Source organism: Diaphorobacter sp. LR2014-1, from assembly GCF_002916785.1.
Classification (GTDB): domain Bacteria; phylum Pseudomonadota; class Gammaproteobacteria; order Burkholderiales; family Burkholderiaceae_C; genus Diaphorobacter; species Diaphorobacter nitroreducens.
On the sequence record NZ_MTBE01000018.1, the window covers coordinates 1 to 16261 of the forward strand.

Annotated in this window: 18 protein-coding genes, 1 tRNA gene and 1 pseudogene; 10 read left to right on the forward strand and 10 right to left on the reverse strand. The window is 66.3% G+C overall.

Features of this window, described 5'->3' with window-relative positions:
- From BV908_RS13025 to BV908_RS13045, 5 genes and pseudogenes are all read left to right on the forward strand, one after another.
- Positions 1 to 270: pseudogene (locus BV908_RS13025) on the forward strand (IS630 family transposase); the annotation flags it as partial.
- Positions 221 to 526: a hypothetical protein gene (locus BV908_RS13030; RefSeq protein ID WP_172751390.1), complete on the forward strand. Its 306-nt coding sequence runs from the start codon at positions 221 to 223 to the stop codon at positions 524 to 526. The pseudogene BV908_RS13025 and the gene BV908_RS13030, both read left to right, overlap by 50 nt.
- A gap of 309 nt (positions 527 to 835) precedes the next feature.
- Positions 836 to 1285: an HI0074 family nucleotidyltransferase substrate-binding subunit gene (locus tag BV908_RS13035; RefSeq protein ID WP_011807119.1), complete on the forward strand. Its 450-nt coding sequence runs from the start codon at positions 836 to 838 to the stop codon at positions 1283 to 1285.
- Positions 1282 to 1593, forward strand: a complete 312-nt coding sequence (locus tag BV908_RS13040) for a nucleotidyltransferase domain-containing protein (protein ID WP_011807118.1) — start codon at positions 1282 to 1284, stop codon at positions 1591 to 1593. The genes BV908_RS13035 and BV908_RS13040 overlap by 4 nt, the downstream gene beginning before the upstream one ends.
- Before the next feature lie 59 nt (positions 1594 to 1652).
- Positions 1653 to 1729, forward strand: a tRNA-Arg gene (locus tag BV908_RS13045).
- 20 nt (positions 1730 to 1749) lie between these two features.
- On the opposite strand, the gene moaC (BV908_RS13050) is transcribed toward BV908_RS13045, so the two are convergent.
- The gene (gene moaC / locus BV908_RS13050) at positions 1750 to 2235 is read right to left on the reverse strand and encodes a cyclic pyranopterin monophosphate synthase MoaC (RefSeq protein WP_047349400.1); all 486 of its coding nucleotides are present in this window, start codon (positions 2233 to 2235) and stop codon (positions 1750 to 1752) included.
- 118 nt (positions 2236 to 2353) lie between these two features.
- Between moaC (BV908_RS13050) and BV908_RS13055 the strand changes: the two genes are divergently transcribed.
- Positions 2354 to 3145, forward strand: a complete 792-nt coding sequence (locus BV908_RS13055) for a Wzy polymerase domain-containing protein (protein WP_103738373.1) — start codon at positions 2354 to 2356, stop codon at positions 3143 to 3145.
- Here the strand turns inward: BV908_RS13055 and BV908_RS13060 are convergent.
- A complete protein-coding gene (locus BV908_RS13060; RefSeq protein ID WP_103738374.1) occupies positions 3096 to 3704 on the reverse strand; it encodes a Uma2 family endonuclease in 609 nt (202 codons plus the stop codon). The two genes, BV908_RS13055 and BV908_RS13060, sit on opposite strands and share 50 nt — an antisense overlap.
- Before the next feature lie 60 nt (positions 3705 to 3764).
- The gene (moaC, locus tag BV908_RS13065; RefSeq protein ID WP_103738375.1) at positions 3765 to 4265 is read right to left on the reverse strand and encodes a cyclic pyranopterin monophosphate synthase MoaC; all 501 of its coding nucleotides are present in this window, start codon (positions 4263 to 4265) and stop codon (positions 3765 to 3767) included.
- A 111-nt stretch (positions 4266 to 4376) separates the two neighbouring features.
- Here moaC (BV908_RS13065) and BV908_RS13070 point away from each other — a divergent pair, with 111 nt between their 5' ends.
- Positions 4377 to 5942: a M48 family metalloprotease gene (locus tag BV908_RS13070; protein ID WP_103738376.1), complete on the forward strand. Its 1566-nt coding sequence runs from the start codon at positions 4377 to 4379 to the stop codon at positions 5940 to 5942.
- On the opposite strand, the gene BV908_RS13075 is transcribed toward BV908_RS13070, so the two are convergent.
- The 3 genes from BV908_RS13075 to BV908_RS13085 form a co-directional block, all read right to left on the reverse strand.
- Entirely contained in the window at positions 5910 to 6266 is a 357-nt protein-coding gene (locus tag BV908_RS13075) for a phage holin family protein (protein ID WP_041836445.1), read from the reverse strand. The genes BV908_RS13070 and BV908_RS13075 overlap by 33 nt on opposite strands.
- A 142-nt stretch (positions 6267 to 6408) precedes the next feature.
- Positions 6409 to 6882, reverse strand: coding sequence for a hypothetical protein (locus BV908_RS13080; RefSeq protein WP_103738377.1), 474 nt, complete (start codon positions 6880 to 6882; stop codon positions 6409 to 6411).
- Positions 6883 to 6930: 48 nt separating this feature from the next.
- Positions 6931 to 7662, reverse strand: a complete 732-nt coding sequence (locus BV908_RS13085) for a TerC family protein (protein WP_011807113.1) — start codon at positions 7660 to 7662, stop codon at positions 6931 to 6933.
- Between the two features lie 523 nt (positions 7663 to 8185).
- Here BV908_RS13085 and BV908_RS13090 point away from each other — a divergent pair.
- Together BV908_RS13090 and BV908_RS13095 are read left to right on the forward strand one after the other, a co-directional pair.
- On the forward strand, positions 8186 to 8629 hold the full coding sequence (locus BV908_RS13090; RefSeq protein WP_103738417.1) for a DUF3717 domain-containing protein: 444 nt from the start codon (positions 8186 to 8188) through the stop codon (positions 8627 to 8629).
- Between the two features lie 40 nt (positions 8630 to 8669).
- Positions 8670 to 8975 (forward strand): DUF2007 domain-containing protein, encoded by a 306-nt coding sequence (locus BV908_RS13095; RefSeq protein ID WP_011807111.1) that lies wholly within the window; start codon positions 8670 to 8672, stop codon positions 8973 to 8975.
- Between the two features lie 72 nt (positions 8976 to 9047).
- Here the strand turns inward: BV908_RS13095 and BV908_RS13100 are convergent, their stop codons facing one another.
- Positions 9048 to 9608 carry a YaeQ family protein gene (locus BV908_RS13100; RefSeq protein WP_011807110.1) on the reverse strand — a complete coding sequence of 187 codons (561 nt, stop codon included), beginning with the start codon at positions 9606 to 9608 and terminating at the stop codon, positions 9048 to 9050.
- 76 nt (positions 9609 to 9684) lie between these two features.
- On the reverse strand, positions 9685 to 11064 hold the full coding sequence (gene purB, locus BV908_RS13105; protein WP_088888083.1) for an adenylosuccinate lyase: 1380 nt from the start codon (positions 11062 to 11064) through the stop codon (positions 9685 to 9687).
- Between the two features lie 118 nt (positions 11065 to 11182).
- Between purB and BV908_RS13110 the strand changes: the two genes are divergently transcribed.
- Positions 11183 to 11797: a glutathione S-transferase N-terminal domain-containing protein gene (locus BV908_RS13110; RefSeq protein WP_011807108.1), complete on the forward strand. Its 615-nt coding sequence runs from the start codon at positions 11183 to 11185 to the stop codon at positions 11795 to 11797.
- Between the two features lie 292 nt (positions 11798 to 12089).
- Here the strand turns inward: BV908_RS13110 and BV908_RS13115 are convergent, their stop codons facing one another.
- Positions 12090 to 12677 (reverse strand): glutathione peroxidase, encoded by a 588-nt coding sequence (locus BV908_RS13115; protein ID WP_103738378.1) that lies wholly within the window; start codon positions 12675 to 12677, stop codon positions 12090 to 12092.
- 481 nt (positions 12678 to 13158) lie between these two features.
- Positions 13159 to 16254: an efflux RND transporter permease subunit gene (locus tag BV908_RS13125; protein ID WP_015914591.1), complete on the reverse strand. Its 3096-nt coding sequence runs from the start codon at positions 16252 to 16254 to the stop codon at positions 13159 to 13161.
- Positions 16255 to 16261: the final 7 nt, after the last annotated feature.

Sequence of the window (16261 nt, forward strand, 5' to 3'; positions counted from 1 at the left end):
TGGTTCGCCAGACACCCCAGGTTTCACGTGCACTTCACTCCCACCTCGGCATCCTGGCTGAACCAGGTAGAGCGTTGGTTCGCTACCCTCACTGAGAAGTACATCCGTCGCGGCACGCACAGATCAACAAGACAGCTCGAACAAGCAATCCGCCAATACCTCAAACTCAACAACGCTGATCCAAAACCATTCGTCTGGGCCAAGTCTGCCCAAGACATCCTTGCAAGCGTTGAAAGATTTTGTCTGCGAATTTCTAACTCAGGACACTAGCAATGCACAGCGCGATGCCCTGGCCCGCACGATGAAGGACGACGACCTTACGGCCACGGATCTACACAAGCGTTTGGTGGCGGGGCCAGAACAAGTCGATGCCATGCTCTCCCATTTCGATCCCAGCATGCGCGGGCTCCTATCCACCGACAATAATTTGTACTTGGAATACGCCACGCCCAAAGGGAACGCATTGCGCTACGACACGGTGCCAGCGATCCTTAACCTGCTGACCGCTGAATACGCGAAGCGCTGACCCACGGCGGGGCGCGCCAATGGCGGTTTGCCGCAGCCTCTCCTTACCCACCTCGGTGCTGTTACTTGCACCGGGGTGCTTCCTGAGATCCAACGCGGGCATGCGAGACCGTCACCCTGGCGCCCGCTCCCGCAGCTGCCGTACGACAGCACTCGTCGTTGCACGTGCTTCACCGGCCACCAGCCACGCCACTGAGGCGGATCTATGGATGACGGGCCGAACCATGCAACGTAGCGGCCAGCAAGACAGCGGGGAGGGCATCCAGCAGTCCATTTGCCGTGCCTCCTATTCCGCTGCCACAATGCGGCCATGCCTGTTTCATCGACTCCCAGCATTGACCTGACAGCCCTGCGCAAGTCGTATGCGCAAATGGCGGAGGCTTTGCAGCTTTGGCAGGATCAGCCGGAGGGCTCGGTATTCAAGCCGCATTTGCGCTCGGCGGTGATCCAGTCCTTCGAGTACACCTACGAGATCGCACTGCGCATGCTGCGGCGTGTGCTGGTTGAGCGGTCTCTGGCTGCCGATCTGGTTCAGGATTTGTCTTTCAATGACCTTGTGAGGTTGGGGGCGGATGCCGGGCTGTTGCAAGACCCGCAGGCTTGGCGCCGCTGGCGTGCCATGCGCAATGCCACCAGCCACACCTACGATGAGGCCAAGGCGGCGCAAGTGGCGGCTGCCATTGGTGCGTTCAGCCACGATGCCCTGGCGTTGCTGCAAGCGCTGGAGCGGGCTGTCGCACGCGAGCAGGCAGACTCATGAGCACCGGCCCTGTTGCCTCCCTTGCGCTCAGCCCAGCCCAGCGCAGCGAAATCCGCCGCATCGTAGATGCGGCGGTGCCTGGGGCACGGGTCTGGGTGTTTGGATCGCGCGCGGCGGGTAGGGCTCGCCCTTTCTCGGACGTGGATTTGTTGCTGCAGACCCGGCAGCCGCTGGCCTGGGATGAATGGGCGGCACTGGAGGATGCGTTCGAGCAAAGCGATTTGCCCTTCAGGGTGGATGTGGTGGAGCGGCGGGGTTTGCCGCCTGATTTCCTGCAGCGGGTGGAGCGCGAGAAGGTTCTTCTTTGAGCCCGTCAAGCGCCAGTCCGAGGGGGTTTCCTCGTATGATCCGCCCTTTCCTGCGCATGCTGCCCGTAGCTCAACCGGATAGAGCAATTGCCTTCTAAGCAATAGGTCGGGGGTTCGAGTCCCTCCGGGCAGGCCACCCACATTCCGTGGCCCGCATCAGGCCACAAAGCTCCCCGACTTGCCCCCGTGCTTCTCCAGCACCTGCACGCCGGTCATCACCATGCGCTTGTCTGCGGCCTTGCACATGTCGTAGATGGTCAGCAGCGCGATCTGCACGGCGGTGAGGGCTTCCATTTCCACCCCGGTCGGGCCCACGGTTTCTGCGGTGGCTTTGCACTGCACGGCGTTGTCGGCGCGCAGCAGTTCAAATTCCACCGCTACGCGTGTCAAGGCCAACGGGTGGCACAGGGGGATCAGCTCGCTGGTTTTCTTGGCAGCCATGATGCCGGCGATGCGTGCCACCCCGAGCACATCTCCTTTCTTGGCAGTGCCTGATGCAATGAGCTCCAGGGTTGCGGGCAGCATGGTGATGCGCCCGGTCGCTACGGCAATGCGATGGGTGTGCTGCTTGGCGCCCACATCCACCATATGGGCGCGGCCTTCGGCGTCGAAATGGGTGAGGGGGGGAAAAGGCGTGGACATGGCGGGTTACAAGCAGGGCGAAACAATCAGGGAGTGAGGGCATCATACGGCGATGTACCGTAGGGTTGGACTGGGGAGTCTTGTGCGAAACTTCAAGCCAAATTGGGCTCTAGGGCAGATGGGTAAAGCGCTAGCAGCTTCTTTTTTAATAGCATTGGAAGGTCTGCTGGCGCCGAGCGTCCATGCGCAGAGCGCTTTGCCCATGCTGGGCGATGGTGCGGAGATGACGACCAGCGCCGAGCGCAAGCTGGGCGACAGCATCATTCGTGAGCTCTATCGCGATCCGGACTACATCGACGATGCGGTTCTCCATGAATATGTCGATGGACTGTTCCAGTCGCTGCGTGCGGCGGCTAAGGCGCGGGGTGAGCTGTCTCCCGAGCTGGAAGAGCGCTTTGCCTGGGAGGTGCTGTTGGGCAAGGACCGGACGGTGAATGCTTTCGCCCTCCCTGGGGGCTACTTCGGCGTGCACCTGGGGCTGATCGGCGTGGTGAGTACGCGCGACGAGCTCGCGTCGGTGCTGGCGCACGAACTCAGCCATGTCACCCAGCGCCATATTTCACGCCTGATCGCGCAGCAGGGGCGGCAGACGCCGCTGATGCTGGGCACCATGATCCTGGGCGCCCTGGCGGCCAGTCGCAGTCCCGATGCGGCCCAGGCCCTGATGGTGGGCGGGCAGGCGCTGGCCCTGCGCATGCTGCACTATTCACCCGAGCCCCGCGTGATCGAGCGCCTGATCGAAAGCGCCACCCTGCTGGGCCTGGACGACGAAGCCGCGTTCCATTTGCAGCGCTACCGGGTGGCGTACCCCAAAGACCATGCGCGCTGGCAGAAGAAGAACGGGGCGTCGGGCGAGCCGCTCATGCCTGGTCGGGCGCCGGGTGTGGTTGTGGCCCCGTCGTCGTCATAGGCACGTCTTCGTACAGGGCCTCCAGCGGCACTTGAAGGCCCACGCTGGCCCATTCGACGTGGCCGCCAGCCTCGATGGGGTGCAGCACCCAGCGCTTGCTGTCGCCATCGCGGCGAAACAAATCGAGGCTCAGGCGCTCGGGGTCGATCAGGGCGTATTCGCGCAGTGTGGGCAGCTTGCGGTAGGCAGCAAACTTGGCGCCGCGGTCGTAGGCGCTGGTGGCGGGGGACAGCACTTCCACTACCAGCACGGGGGCACTCTTGCTGTGGCTCTGCCCACGGTCGCTGTCGGCGCAGGTGACGAAGACATCGGGGTAAAAAAACGCGTTGTCTTCTTCCACGCGCAGCTTCATGTCAGAGATGAACACGCTGCAGGGGCTGCCGCGCAGGTGGTTGCGCAGGGCCATGTACACATTGCCTGCCACCGTCACATGGGCGTCTGACGCGCCCGCCATCGCAAATACCTCACCGTCGTGGTACTCGTGCTTGGTGCTTTGCTCGGCCTCCCAGGCAAGGTAGGCCTGGGCATCAAAAACCGGCTGTGGTGCGGGTAGGGACATGGCTCGCTCCGGGGTAGGTGGTCATGGTAGCAGTCTGCGCCTGGCAAGGAGCATCGTGCATCAGTCCGCCACATAACTCCCCGACTTGCCCCCGTGCTTTTGCAGCACGCGCACGTCGTGGATGGACATGCCGCGGTCGGCCGCCTTGCACATGTCGTAAATGGTGAGCAGGGCCACCTGCACGGCGGTGAGGGCCTCCATCTCCACGCCCGTGGGGCCCACGGTTTCCACCGTGGCGGTGCAGGCAATGCCGGTGGCGCCGGGGTACTGTGCACTGGCGGGGGCAAAGTCCAGCGCCACGCGGGTCAGTGCCAAGGGGTGGCACAGGGGGATGAGGTCGCTGGTCTTCTTGGCGCCCTGGATGCCGGCGATGCGCGCTACGCCGAGCACGTCGCCCTTCTTGGCGGTGCCCGACTCGACCAGCGCCAGTGTGGCGGGCTGCATCTCGATGCGGCCCGTGGCAATGGCCACGCGGTGCGTGGCCGGTTTGGCGCCGACGTCCACCATGTGGGCCTGGCCTTGGGCGTCGAAGTGGGTGAGGGGAGAGGGGGACGTTGTCATAAGGCGGGTTTACAACCGGGTGCGAAACATTCCAATGGCCGGGGCATCATACGGCCATGTGCAGATGGCCGCGATTGATGGCCGGCCCGTTCGCGCGGGTGGAGGAGTTGTGTGCAAGGTTCTCTACAAAATTGGCTCCCAGCGCCCAGCTGGAAAGCGCTGACAGCTTCTTTTTTTATAGCATTTGGCTCCCTGCAAGCACCGGCTGTGGTGGCACAGCCATCGCTGCCCACATTGGGAGACGGCCTGGAGATGACGACCAGCGCCGAGCGCAAGCTGGGCGACCGCATCATCCGCGAGCTGTACCGCGACCCGGATTACATCGATGACGCGGTGCTGAATGAGTATGTGCAGGGCTTGTTCCAGCCACTGGTGCAGGCCGCCAAGGCGCGGGGGGAATTGTCGCCCGAACTCGAGGAACGCTTTGCCTGGGAGATCTTGCTGGGCCGCGACCGTACGGTGAACGCATTTGCCCTGCCGGGCGGCTACTTTGGCGTGCACCTGGGGTTGATCGGCGTGGTGAGCACGCGCGACGAGCTCGCGTCGGTGCTGGCACACGAACTCAGCCATGTCACCCAGCGCCATATTTCACGCCTGATCGCGCAGCAGGGGCGGCAGACGCCGCTGATGCTGGGTGCGCTGATCCTCGGCGCGCTGGCTGCGAGCCGCAGCCCCGATGCGGCCCAGGCCCTGATGGTGGGTGGGCAGGCGCTGGCCGTGCAGAGCCAGCTGAACTTCTCGCGCGACATGGAGCGCGAGGCCGACCGTGTGGGCTACGGCCTGATGGCGCCCGCCGGTTTTGCGCCGCAGGGCTTCGTGGGCATGTTCGACAAGCTGCAGCAGGCCAACCGCATCAACGACAACGGCAGTTGGCCCTACCTGCGCAGCCACCCCTTGACCACGCAGCGCATCGCGGACATGCACAGCCGCATTCCGCCGGGTGCGGCGCAGCCCGCGCGGGCTACGCTGGAGCACCTGATGATGGCTGCGCGCGCGCGCGTGCTGATGCGCCCCGGTGTCGACGCTTGGCGACAGTGGGTTGCCGAGCCGCAGGACGCCGGCTTTGCCGCACGGCCCGCACCGCAGCGGGTGGCGGCCTGGTATGCGGCCACCCTCAGCGCGGTGCAGTTGGGCGACATGGCGGCTGCGCGCAAGGCGTTGCGTGCGCTGCAGTCCAGCGCAGGTACCGATGCTGCAGCGTTGCGCCAGGCGCGCCTGCTGGGTGCCGAGCTGGAGCTGGCTGCGGGCGATGCGCCCGCGGCGCTGACGTACCTGCAGGGCAGCGTCGTCACGGAAGGCAGCGGTGTGCCCAGCGCGCCCGCGCCCGCACGGCCCGAAATGCTGCTGCGCACCCAGGCCCTGCTGCGCACGGGCGTGGCAGGCGAGATGGCGGGGCCCTTGCAGACCTGGGTAGCCACGCATCCTCGGGACGCGACCGTCTGGCAAGCGCTGGCGCAGGTATGGCAACAGCAGGGGCAGTCCCTGCGCGCCGTGCGCGCCGAGGCCGAGGCACACGCCGCACGCTATGACTACGCGGCCGCGGTGGATCGTTTCAAGGCGGGGCAGGACCTTGCGCGGCGCAGCAGCGCTGCGGGGGACTACATCGAAGCGTCGATCATCGACACGCGGCTGCGTGCCGTGGAGTCACTTCTTAAGGAACAGGCCGCCGAGCGCTGATTCGATCAGCATGCCCAGCAGAGAGTAGATCAGCGAACCGATCAGCGCGGCGGTAAAGCCGTGTACCTGGAAACCGTCGCCCAGCACCGAGGCGGCGGCCCAGAACATGAGCGCGTTGATCACGAAGAGGAACAGCCCGATGGTGACGATGGTCACCGGCAGCGTCAGCACCACGAGGACCGGGCGCAGCACCACGTTGAACAGGCCAATCACAAAGGCTGCGATCAGTGCAGCGCCGAAGCTGCGCACCTCCACGCCGCTGTAGAGGTAGGCCACGCAAAGCAGGGCGGCCGCGCTCAGCAGCCATTTGAGCAGTAGTCGCATGGCGCGCAGCATAGCACCGGGCCGGCGAATGCGCCGCGCCGCATGCGGCATGAGCGCGTGTAAAAAAAGCCGGCCCATCTGCGCTTGCACGCGATGGGCCGGCTGGGCTGAACAGTGGTTTTGCCGAGTCCTGCCGTGCCGATCAGTCGGCGGCCAGCATGAACAGCAGGCCCAGGCTGGCGAGCGAGCCGGGCACCGTCCAGCGCCGTGGCGGTTTGCGCACGATGACCGGCGCGGCGGCGGGCGCTGCGTCGGTCGGGGTGTTCACCTCCTGTTCCAGTTTGGGGCGACGGGCGTCTACCACCCTGCACGCGCCATGCTCGGCCTGCAGCTGCGCCAGCAGCTCGGGCAGCGGCCCCTTGGCCAATACCGTGCTGATGGGCGCACCCTCCGCCCGCAGCCAGGGCTGCAGCTGGGCAAACAGCTTGTCCGCCCATTTGGCGCGCCAGTTCTCGCGTGCGCTATGGCTCACCCATTTGCTGATGCGGTGCGTCATGCGCGGTGCGCAGGCCACCAGCACCCAGTGGATCGTGCCCGCAGTGGCGGGGGTCGCCAGCGGCTCCAGGACTTGCCGCGCGTAGGCTGCGTCGTCCACATACACGATGACCTTGTCCATGGCGGATCTCCTGTCGGGCCTATGGGTGCGTGTGCAGGAAGGCCTGTTTCAGCCGTGCTGTGCAGGGGCCGTCTTGCCGCGCTGCGCGACGATGGCCTTGCCGACCACCAGCACCAGCAGGGCGCCGGCCACGCTGGCGGCGTACTTCAGAGTGTCGGACTGCTCCAGCTTGAACATCCACTGCCACTTGTCGGGGTTGGCCAGCGCGGGGTCAGAGACCAGCATGCCGCCGGCGATCCAGCCCAGCAGCATGCCGCCGGCGGTGATGATGACCGGGAAGCGCTCCATGAGCTTGATGACCAGTTGGCTGCCCCACACGATGATCGGGATGGAGATCAGCAGGCCCAGCACCACCAGCAGCAGCGAGTGGTCGCCCGCGTTCTGCGCGGCGCCGGCAATGGCGATCACGTTGTCCACGCTCATCACCAGGTCGGCCACGATGATGGTCTTGATGGCGGCCAGCAGCTTGTCGCTCTCGGCCACGCTGCCGTGGCCGTCCTCGTCGGGGGCCAGCAGCTTCACGCCGATCCATACCAGCAGGATGGCGCCCACCACTTTCAGGAAGGGCAGGTTCAACAGCGTCATCGCGAAGGCAATCAGGACCACGCGCAGGATGATGGCGCCCGCCGTGCCCCAGATGATGCCCTTGGTGCGCTGCGCGGGCGGCAGCTTGCGGCAGGCCAGGGCGATCACCACGGCGTTGTCACCACCGAGCAGGATGTCGATGATGATGATCTGCCCCAGTGCAACCCAGAACTCGGGTGAAGTCAGAAATTCCATAAAGTCCTCGTTATCAGTAACCGAAAGGAGGCCCGCAGCCACTGTAGGTGGCGGTGGGCGGCTCCGCAAGAGAGACACTGCACGGTGACCAGGGACTCGTCCACCCGCGTGGGTTGCGACGCGCGAAGAGGTAAGGACGGCCTTGATCAGCCCCGCAGGGCCATCAAAGGTCTTGCTCAGCCCGCGTGCGATGCGTGGCGCATGCCGGGCCCGGGCTGCCGGAAGCGGTGCGCTTCGTACTGACGACAGACCGAGAGCCTCCGCACCCCGGGGCCGATGGCCGTCAGGACTTGGAGGTCAGGAGCTACTCCCCTTCGAACCTGCGATTGGAACATGGCACGAGGGCGGCGCGCAAGCGGCAGGCGTTTTTTGCGCAAGGCGGTTTGAAGAAAATGTTGCCAGACGCGCGACGGAATATGTCTGTCATGCTATTTAAAACATAGCGAATGGCCCTGGCGGCCCCGCCGCCATGCGCATGGAACACACCGGGACGGGCGGTATCATCGGCGCGCCCTTACCCGCCATGTCCTGCATCCACATCGCCGATATCGAAGCCGCCATCAATCATTGGCGCGCCCGCGCCCCATCGCCCGATGGCGTGGGACTGGCGCCGGAAATCGAGGCGCTGGCCGAGGTGTATGGCCGCATGGTGTTTGCGCGGGCCGAGGACGTGGCGCCGCAGCAGATGCCCGCCGCGGCGCTGGCGGCGTGGCTGGCCTGGTATGAGACCACACCCGACACACCGTGCATCGCCATCTGCTCCACCAGCCAGGGGGATGAATGGTGCAAGGGCTGCGGGCGCAGCTTTGCCGAGGTGCAGCACTGGCTGGCGATGAGCCCGATGGACAAGCGCGCCGTGTGGCGGCGCATCACCCGCGAGGGCACGGCGCTGCGCTTCACGCGCTATGCCGAACGTGCGGCCGAGCGCCCCGCCGATTGCGCCGGCGGCGCTCCCGGCGCTGGTTGACCGGCTTTACGGCGGGGCGCGCGCCGGCTAAGGTGGCCGCATGCTGCGTTTGACCCAGGCCCCCGATATCGCCATGGCCACGCTGTGGCGCGACCTGCTGTGCGAAGCCGGCATGCCCGCCAGCGTGCAGCGCCAGCATCTGGGCGCGGCGGCGGGCCACCTGCCGCCAGGAGAGTGCCTGCCCGAGATCTGGCTCACGTACCCCGAACATGCAGAACGCGCCCGTGCGCTGTTGCGGGAGTTCCAGCATCTGCCGCAGCGCCAGTGGCGCTGCCACGCGTGCGGCGAGGCGATCGAGGGCGGCTTCGAGCAGTGCTGGAATTGCGGCGCCTTGATGCCGCAGTAGATTGCTATTTATTCAGGAGCTGGTGGCGCTTGTTGGTCGGGCGCTAGAGGTGTTTTTGCTCAAAACGCCACGTTACTTCCAGCGCAGCGGTTCCACATGCACGCTGCCCAGGGTGCTGCTCAGCGTGAGGCCGCCTTCCTGCACCGTCGCCTGCAGCTGCATGCTGCGCTCGGCCAGTGTCGCCAGTTGCTGGGCGGCGTCGGCGGGCAGGCGCCAGACCTGCAGCTTGTCCAGCCGCGTGAGCTTGTTCTCGATGCCCTTCCACCACACCTCGGCTGCGTGGTGAAAACAATAAACGATGACCGCATCGGATTTGCTGCAGGCCTTGGTCAGCGGCTTGTCCTCGGGCTGCCCGACCTCGATCCACAACCGCTTGCGACCCGTGAAGTCGGTCAGCGATACGTCCGGGTCCTCCGGATCGGACAGGCCCGCGCCGAACGCCAGCGTGCCATCGCCCTGGCAGGTGTCCTGCAGTTCGTGGGCCTGCAGCGCCAAGGCGGCCAGCCGCACCATCATGCGCTCGTCGGTTTCGCTGGGGTGGCGCGCCAGGGTGAGTGCATGGTCGGCGTAGTAACCGTGGTCGATGTCCGCGATTTGCAGGTTCGCCTTGAAGATGGTGGACTTGAGGGCCATGGGATGCTTTCAAAATGAGAGCTGCCCGCGCTTGACTGGCAAGCGCGGGCAGGCAAAAAGGCTCAAACCGGCTGGATCAGACGCGGCGCGCCAGCTCGGCCGCCTTGCCGGTGTAGCTGCCCGGCGTCATGGCCAGCAGGCGGTCCTTGTCGGCTTGGGGGATCTCCAGGCCGTTGATCAGCGCGTGCAGCGCCTCGGCCGTCACGGTCTTGCCGCGCGTGACTTCCTTGAGCTTCTCGTACGCGCCCTGCACGCCGTAGCGGCGCATCACGGTCTGGATGGGCTCGGCCAGCACTTCCCAGCTGGTGTTGAGGTCGTCGGCCAGGGCTTCTTCGTTCAGCTCCAGCTTGTTCAGGCCGGTCATCAGCGAGGTATAGGCCAGCGTGGCGTAGCCCAGCGCCACACCGATGTTGCGCAGCACGGTGCTGTCGGTGAGGTCGCGCTGCCAGCGGCTGATGGGCAGCTTTTCGGACAGGTGCCTGAGCAGCGCATTGGCCAGGCCCAGGTTGCCCTCGGCGTTCTCGAAGTCGATGGGATTGACTTTGTGGGGCATGGTGGACGAGCCGATCTCGCCCGCCTTGAGCTTTTGCTTGAAGTAGCCCAGGCTCACGTAGCCCCAGATGTCGCGCGAGAGGTCCACCAGGATGGTGTTGGCGCGGGCGATGGCGTCGAACAGCTCGGCCATGTAGTCGTGCGGCTCGATCTGGATGCTGTAGGGCTGGAAGGTGAGGCCCAGGCCCAGCGGCTCGGGCGTCTCCACGACCTTGCGGCTGAAGGCTTCCCAGTCGAAGTCGGGCCAGGCCGACAGGTGGGCGTTGTAGTTGCCCACGGCGCCGTTCATCTTGCCCAGGATCTTCACCGCCGCGATGCGCTCGCAGGCCGCCTGCAGGCGCACGACCACGTTGGCCAGCTCCTTGCCCACCGTGGTGGGGCTGGCGGTCTGGCCGTGGGTGCGGCTGAGCATGGGCACGTCGGCAAACTGGTGGGCCATCTCGCGCAGCTTGAGCACGATGCGGTCCAGGCCCGGCAGGATGACCTGGTCGCGGCCCGAGCGGATCTGCAGCGCATGGCTGGTGTTGTTGATGTCCTCGCTGGTGCAGGCGAAGTGCACGAACTCGGCAGCCTTCTCCAGTTCGGGGCGGGCCTCGAACTTGGACTTGATCCAGTATTCCACGGCCTTCACGTCGTGGTTGGTGGTCTTCTCGATGTCCTTGATGGCGCTCGCGTCGGCCTCGGAGAAGTTCTTCACCAGGCCCAGCAGGTAGGCGCGCGCGCCGGTGGACAGCGGCTTGAACTCCGCAAATCCCGCGTCCGACAGCGCGATGAACCAGGCCACCTCCACCTGCACGCGGCGGTGCATGTAGCCGTGCTCGCTCATGATGGGACGCAGGGCGGAGAGTTTGGCGGCGTAGCGGCCGTCTAGGGGCGACAGGGCGGTGATGGTGGACAGGCTCATGGGCCGTCATTGTAGGTGGGCGCCTGGAATGCTGAAGGGCCGCGGCCGGCCGGCGCGCCCGCCCCTAGAATCGCGCTCACCCGACCAACCCCATCCCCCCTAGGCGCTGCACACCACCATGAAACTGATCGGATCGAATACGAGCCCCTACGTGCGCAAGGTGCGCGTGGTGCTGGCCGAGAAAAAGCTGGATTACCAGTTCGTCGAGGAGAACGTGTGGGCCGACGACACGGCCATCAGCGCGTCCAACCCGCTGGGCAAGGTGCCCTGCCTGATCATGGAGGGCGGTGAGGCGGTGTTCGATTCGCGCGTGATCGTGGAATACCTGGACACGCTGTCCCCCGTGGGCAAGCTCATTCCCGCCCTGGGGCGCGAGCGCGCCGAGGTCAAGACCTGGGAGGCGCTGGCCGACGGCCTGCTGGACGCCGCCATCCTCGCGCGCCTGGAGGCCACCTGGGCCGGCCGTCAGGACGGCGAGCGCAGCCAGGCGTGGATCGACCGGCAGCTCGCCAAGGCGCGCGCCAGCCTGCAGTCCATGAGCAAGGGGCTGGGCGACAAGCCTTATTGCAGCGGCATCCACCTTACGCTGTCGGACATTGCCGTCGGCAGCGCGCTCGGGTGGCTGGAGTTCCGCTTTCCCGACATCGCCTGGCGCACGGACCACCCCAACCTGGCCCGCCTGATGGACAAGCTGATGCAGCGCCAGAGTTTCATCGACACCCAGCCGCGCTGAACCGCCGACCCACTGGACCTAAAGAAAAAGCGCGCCTTCCGTGAGGAAGTGCGCGCTTTTTGCTGCGGAATAAAAAAAGTTGCGAAGCGCCCCGAAACGAATGAAGAGAGGGAGGGAGGAGAAGCGCCCCAGGGTTGCAGCCAGGCAGGGCCTGGAAGGCTTCGCAACGTTAAAAACGGTTATCGGATCACGCCGCGATGGACTCGCGGCCACGGTTAGCTCCTAGAGTGGGGGTGATGGTAAAAAGTTCCAGATCTCACCCATAAAAAAATTAAAAAATTTTCACCAAGCCTCAACGCGACGCCGCCAGTTGCTGCTCGATGGCCTGGATCAGCGCTTTGCTGTGGGGTTCCACCGAACTTCCGTAGCTTCCCACCACCTTGCCCGAACGGCTGACCAGGTACTTGTGGAAGTTCCAGCGTGGCGTCTGCCCCGCGGACGCTGCGGCGAGCTGGCGGTACAGCGGCAGGGCTTCGCCGCCCTTCACGTGGCTCTTGGCAAACATCGGGAAGCGCACGCCAAACGTGTTTTCGCAGAACTGGGCGATCTCGGTGTTACTGCCGGTTTCTTGTGCAAAGTCGTTCGACGGAAAGCCCAGCACCACCAGCCCTTGGTCTCGGTAGCGCGCGTACAGCTCTTCCAGGCCCTGGTATTGGCCGGTGAAGCCGCAGTAGCTGGCCGTGTTGACCACCAGCAGCACCTTGCCGGCGTATTGGCACAAGGCCTGCGGCGCCTCGTCCTGCAGGCGCGGCACGGTGTGCTGCAGCAGAGCGGGGCAGGCCTGGGCATCTGCGGCCGGAGGCGCCGCAACATCCGCCGCCTGGGCGGCGGGGCCCAGCAGCGTGGCGCATAGGAGCAGCGGCAAGGTCAGGCGTGGCATGGTGCAGGGATGGCGGAGATGGCAAAAGCCCGTACACGCTATCATTGCACCATGTTCGCAGGCGGCGAAAAAGCTTTTGGCTATCGACCATGCTGAAAGCATGGGTTTCACCTTGTTGCGATCTGACCGCCCTCGGTGCCGCGTAATTGCTATTAAAAATATAGCTTCTAGCGCTTGCTGTCAAAGCGCTGGAGCCCTAAAACATGCTAGGGCCTGTTCACACTATTTTTGCCAGTGCGAATGGCGTGAAAACCGCGCCAATCTAGGCGCGTGACGACGCCAAGGCCGGGGCCTTGGCTAGGAGGGCAACGACGAATGGCGCGGTTTTCACTCCGTTCCCTCCGGGTTGCGATCAAAAAGGGCCATTCGCGGCGTTGCCAAGCCTCGCTGGGGTAGCACCCCAGCTTCGTTTGGCGCCTTGCGCCTGGCCCTTTTTGATCGCAACGCATCTGGCAAAAATAGTGTGAACAGGCCCTAGACCCTAGCTGGGTGCCCGCGCCTCGCCTGCCTGCGCCTCGCGCGCATGGGGACGACGCAGTACCCGGTGGCGCAGCCATTGCTCGAAGTCGTCCACATAGGTGAACACCGCCGGCACCACCAGCAGGCTGAGCACCGTGGAGGTGATGAGGCCGCCGATCACGGCCACGGCCATGGGGGAGCGGAAGCTCATGTCCGCGCCGCCCAGCGCCAGGGCAATGGGCATCATGCCGGCGCCCATGGCCAGCGTGGTCATGATGATGGGGCGCGCGCGCTTGTGGCAGGCGTCCAGCAGCGCGTCCATGCGGCTCATGCCGTGGCGCCGCGCCACGATGGCGTATTCCACGAGCAGGATGGAGTTCTTCGTGGCGATGCCCATGAGCATGATGAGCCCGATGAGCGACGGCATGGAGAAGCTCTTGCCGGCCAGCAGCAGCGCGACGAACGCCCCGCCCAGCGACAGCGGCAGCGCCGCGAGGATGGTGACCGGCTGCAGGAAGTCCTTGAACAGCAGCACCAGCACGATATAGATGCACACCACGCCGGTGAGCATGGCCAGGCCGAAGCTGGCGAACAGCTCGCCCATCATCTCGGCGTCGCCCACGTCGATCAGGCGCACGCTGGCGGGCAGGCCCCGTACGGCGGGCAGCTGGCGCACGGCCTCGGTGACCTCGCCCAGGCCGCGCTCGCCCAACTCGATCTCGAAGTTCACGTTGCGCGAGCGGTCGTAGCGGCTGATGACCGCGGGGCCGCCGGCCAGCGACAGCTCGGCCACCTCGCCCAGGCGCACCGGGCCGTGCGCGCCGGGCAGCGTGAGGCGCTCCAGCACCGACAGGTCTTCGCGCGCAGCATCCTCCAGGCGCACGACGATGGGCACCTGCCGCTGCGCCAGGTTGAGCTTGGGCAGGTACTGGTCGTAGTCGCCCACGGTGGCCACGCGCAGCGTCTCTGCGATGGCGCTGCTGGTGACCCCCAGGTCGGCGGCGCGGGCGAAGTCGGGGCGCACGGCGATCTCCGGGCGCACCAGGCTGGCCGTGGAGCTCACGCCGCCGATGCCCGCGATGGTGCGGATGTCCCGCTCCACCGCGCGGGCGGCGGCCGCGAGCGCCTGCGGGTCTTCGCTGGCCAGCGCCAGGATGTACTTGTCGTTGGAGCCGCCCAGGCCCACCTTCACGCGCACGCCGGGCAGCTCTTGCATGGCGGCGCGCAGGCGCTGCTCGATCTCCTGCTTGCGCGGGCGCTCGCCCCGCGGCGTCATGCGCAGCGTGAGCGTGGCCTTGCGCGGGTCGCCCGCGCCCGCGCCGGCGAACGGGTCGGCCCCGGCCGAGCCCCCGCCGATCGTGGTGTAGATGCTCTCCACATGGCCCACGCCCATGGCGCGCTCGGTGGCCAGGGCCACCACGGCGCGCGTGTCGGCCAGCTTCGCGCCGGGCGGCAGCTCCAGCGTGACCTGGGTCTGGGCGTTGTCGTCCGCCGGGATGAAACCCGAGGGCAGCAGCGGGATCAGCGCCAGGGAACCGACGAAGAACAGCAGCGCGCCCAGCAGCGTGAGGACGCGGTGCTTCAGGCACCAGTGCGAGGCACGCATGTACGCGGCCAGCCAGCGCGGCTCCTTCTCGTGGCCCACCATGGGCTTCATGATGTAGGCGGCCATCATCGGCGTGAGCAGGCGCGCCACGACCAGCGAGGCGAACACCGCCAGCGCCGCCGTCCAGCCGAACTGTTTGAAGAACCTCCCGGCGATGCCGCTCATGAACGCGGTGGGCAGGAACACGGCGATCAGCGTGAAGGTGGTGGCGATCACGGCCAGGCCGATCTCGTCGGCTGCCTCCATGGCCGCCTGGTACGGCGTCTTGCCCATGCGCAGGTGGCGCACGATGTTCTCCACCTCCACGATGGCATCGTCCACCAGGATGCCCACCACCAGCGACAGCGCCAGCAGCGTGATGATGTTGATGGAAAAGCCCAGCAGGTGCATGCCGATGAAGGCCGGTATCACCGACAGCGGCAGCGCCACGGCGGACACGATGGTGGCGCGCCAGTCGCGCAGGAACAGCCACACCACCACCACCGCGAGGATGGCGCCCTCGTACAGCAGCTTCATCGAGCTGTCGTACTCGTCCTGCGCGATGTCCACGAAATCCACCGTGCGCGTGAGCTGCAGGTGCGGGTGCTCGGCCATCAACTGGTCCAGCGCGCGCTGCACGCCCGCGCCCACCTCCACCTCGCTGGCGCCGCGGCTGCGCGAGACCTCGAAGCCGATGACCGGTTTGTCGCCCAGCAGCGCGGCGGTGCGCGGCTCGGCCACGGTGTCGGTCACGGTGGCCACCTGGTCCAGGCGGACATGGCGACCGCCGGACAGCGCGATCTCCAGCGCCGCGATCTCCTGCGCCGTCTGCACCGTGGCCAGCGTGCGCAGCGGCTGCTCGGCCCCGCCCAGCTCGGCGCGGCCGCCAGCGCTTTCCACCTGCACCTGGCGCAGCTGGCGCGAGACTTCGGCCGCGGTGGCGCCCAGCGCCTGCAGCTTGAGCGGGTCCAGCGCCACGCGCACCTCGCGCGCCACGCCGCCCACGCGGTTGACCGCGCCCACGCCGGGCACGGCCAGCAGCCGGCGCGTGAGGGTGTCGTCCACGAACCAGGACAGCGCCTCGTCGTCCAGCTGGTTCGAGGCGATGGCGAACGCCAGAATGGGCTGGCTGGACAGTTCCAGCTTGGTGATGATGGGGTCGCGCAGGTCCGCGGGCAGATCGGAGCGCACGCGCGAGACGGCCGAGCGCACGTCGTCCACCGCCTCCTGCACGGGTTTTTCGAGCTGGAACTCGGCCGCGATGGTGGCTGTGCCGTCGGTCAGCGTGGAGGTGATGTGCTTGAGCCCCTGGGTGGTGGCGATGGCGTTCTCGATCTTGCGCGCCACGTCGCTCTCCAGCTGCCCCGGCGCCGCGCCGGGCAGGGAGGCCGTGACCATGACCACGGGCAGGTCCATGTCGGGAAAGTTCTGCACCTTCATGGACCGGAAGGCCAGCAGTCCGGCCAGCGTGAGCAGCACGAACAGCATGGCCGCCGGGATGGGGTTGCGGATCGACCAGGCGGAGAGGTTCATGGTCGCT

Bases quoted from the DNA above. Each gene is read 5' to 3' on its own strand.
- BV908_RS13035 (WP_011807119.1), top strand. From the start codon at position 836: ATGCCTGTTTCATCGACTCCCAGCATTGACCTGACAGCCCTGCGCAAG.
- BV908_RS13040 (WP_011807118.1), top strand. From the start codon at position 1,282: ATGAGCACCGGCCCTGTTGCCTCCCTTGCGCTCAGCCCAGCCCAGCGC.
- moaC (WP_047349400.1), bottom strand. From the start codon at position 2,235: ATGTCCACGCCTTTTCCCCCCCTCACCCATTTCGACGCCGAAGGCCGC.
- BV908_RS13055 (WP_103738373.1), top strand. From the start codon at position 2,354: ATGGGTAAAGCGCTAGCAGCTTCTTTTTTAATAGCATTGGAAGGTCTG.
- BV908_RS13060 (WP_103738374.1), bottom strand. From the start codon at position 3,704: ATGTCCCTACCCGCACCACAGCCGGTTTTTGATGCCCAGGCCTACCTT.
- moaC (WP_103738375.1), bottom strand. From the start codon at position 4,265: ATGACAACGTCCCCCTCTCCCCTCACCCACTTCGACGCCCAAGGCCAG.
- BV908_RS13075 (WP_041836445.1), bottom strand. From the start codon at position 6,266: ATGCGACTACTGCTCAAATGGCTGCTGAGCGCGGCCGCCCTGCTTTGC.
- BV908_RS13080 (WP_103738377.1), bottom strand. From the start codon at position 6,882: ATGGACAAGGTCATCGTGTATGTGGACGACGCAGCCTACGCGCGGCAA.
- BV908_RS13085 (WP_011807113.1), bottom strand. From the start codon at position 7,662: ATGGAATTTCTGACTTCACCCGAGTTCTGGGTTGCACTGGGGCAGATC.
- BV908_RS13090 (WP_103738417.1), top strand. From the start codon at position 8,186: ATGTCCTGCATCCACATCGCCGATATCGAAGCCGCCATCAATCATTGG.
- BV908_RS13095 (WP_011807111.1), top strand. From the start codon at position 8,670: ATGCTGCGTTTGACCCAGGCCCCCGATATCGCCATGGCCACGCTGTGG.
- BV908_RS13100 (WP_011807110.1), bottom strand. From the start codon at position 9,608: ATGGCCCTCAAGTCCACCATCTTCAAGGCGAACCTGCAAATCGCGGAC.
- purB (WP_088888083.1), bottom strand. From the start codon at position 11,064: ATGAGCCTGTCCACCATCACCGCCCTGTCGCCCCTAGACGGCCGCTAC.
- BV908_RS13110 (WP_011807108.1), top strand. From the start codon at position 11,183: ATGAAACTGATCGGATCGAATACGAGCCCCTACGTGCGCAAGGTGCGC.
- BV908_RS13115 (WP_103738378.1), bottom strand. From the start codon at position 12,677: ATGCCACGCCTGACCTTGCCGCTGCTCCTATGCGCCACGCTGCTGGGC.
- BV908_RS13125 (WP_015914591.1), bottom strand. From the start codon at position 16,254: ATGAACCTCTCCGCCTGGTCGATCCGCAACCCCATCCCGGCGGCCATG.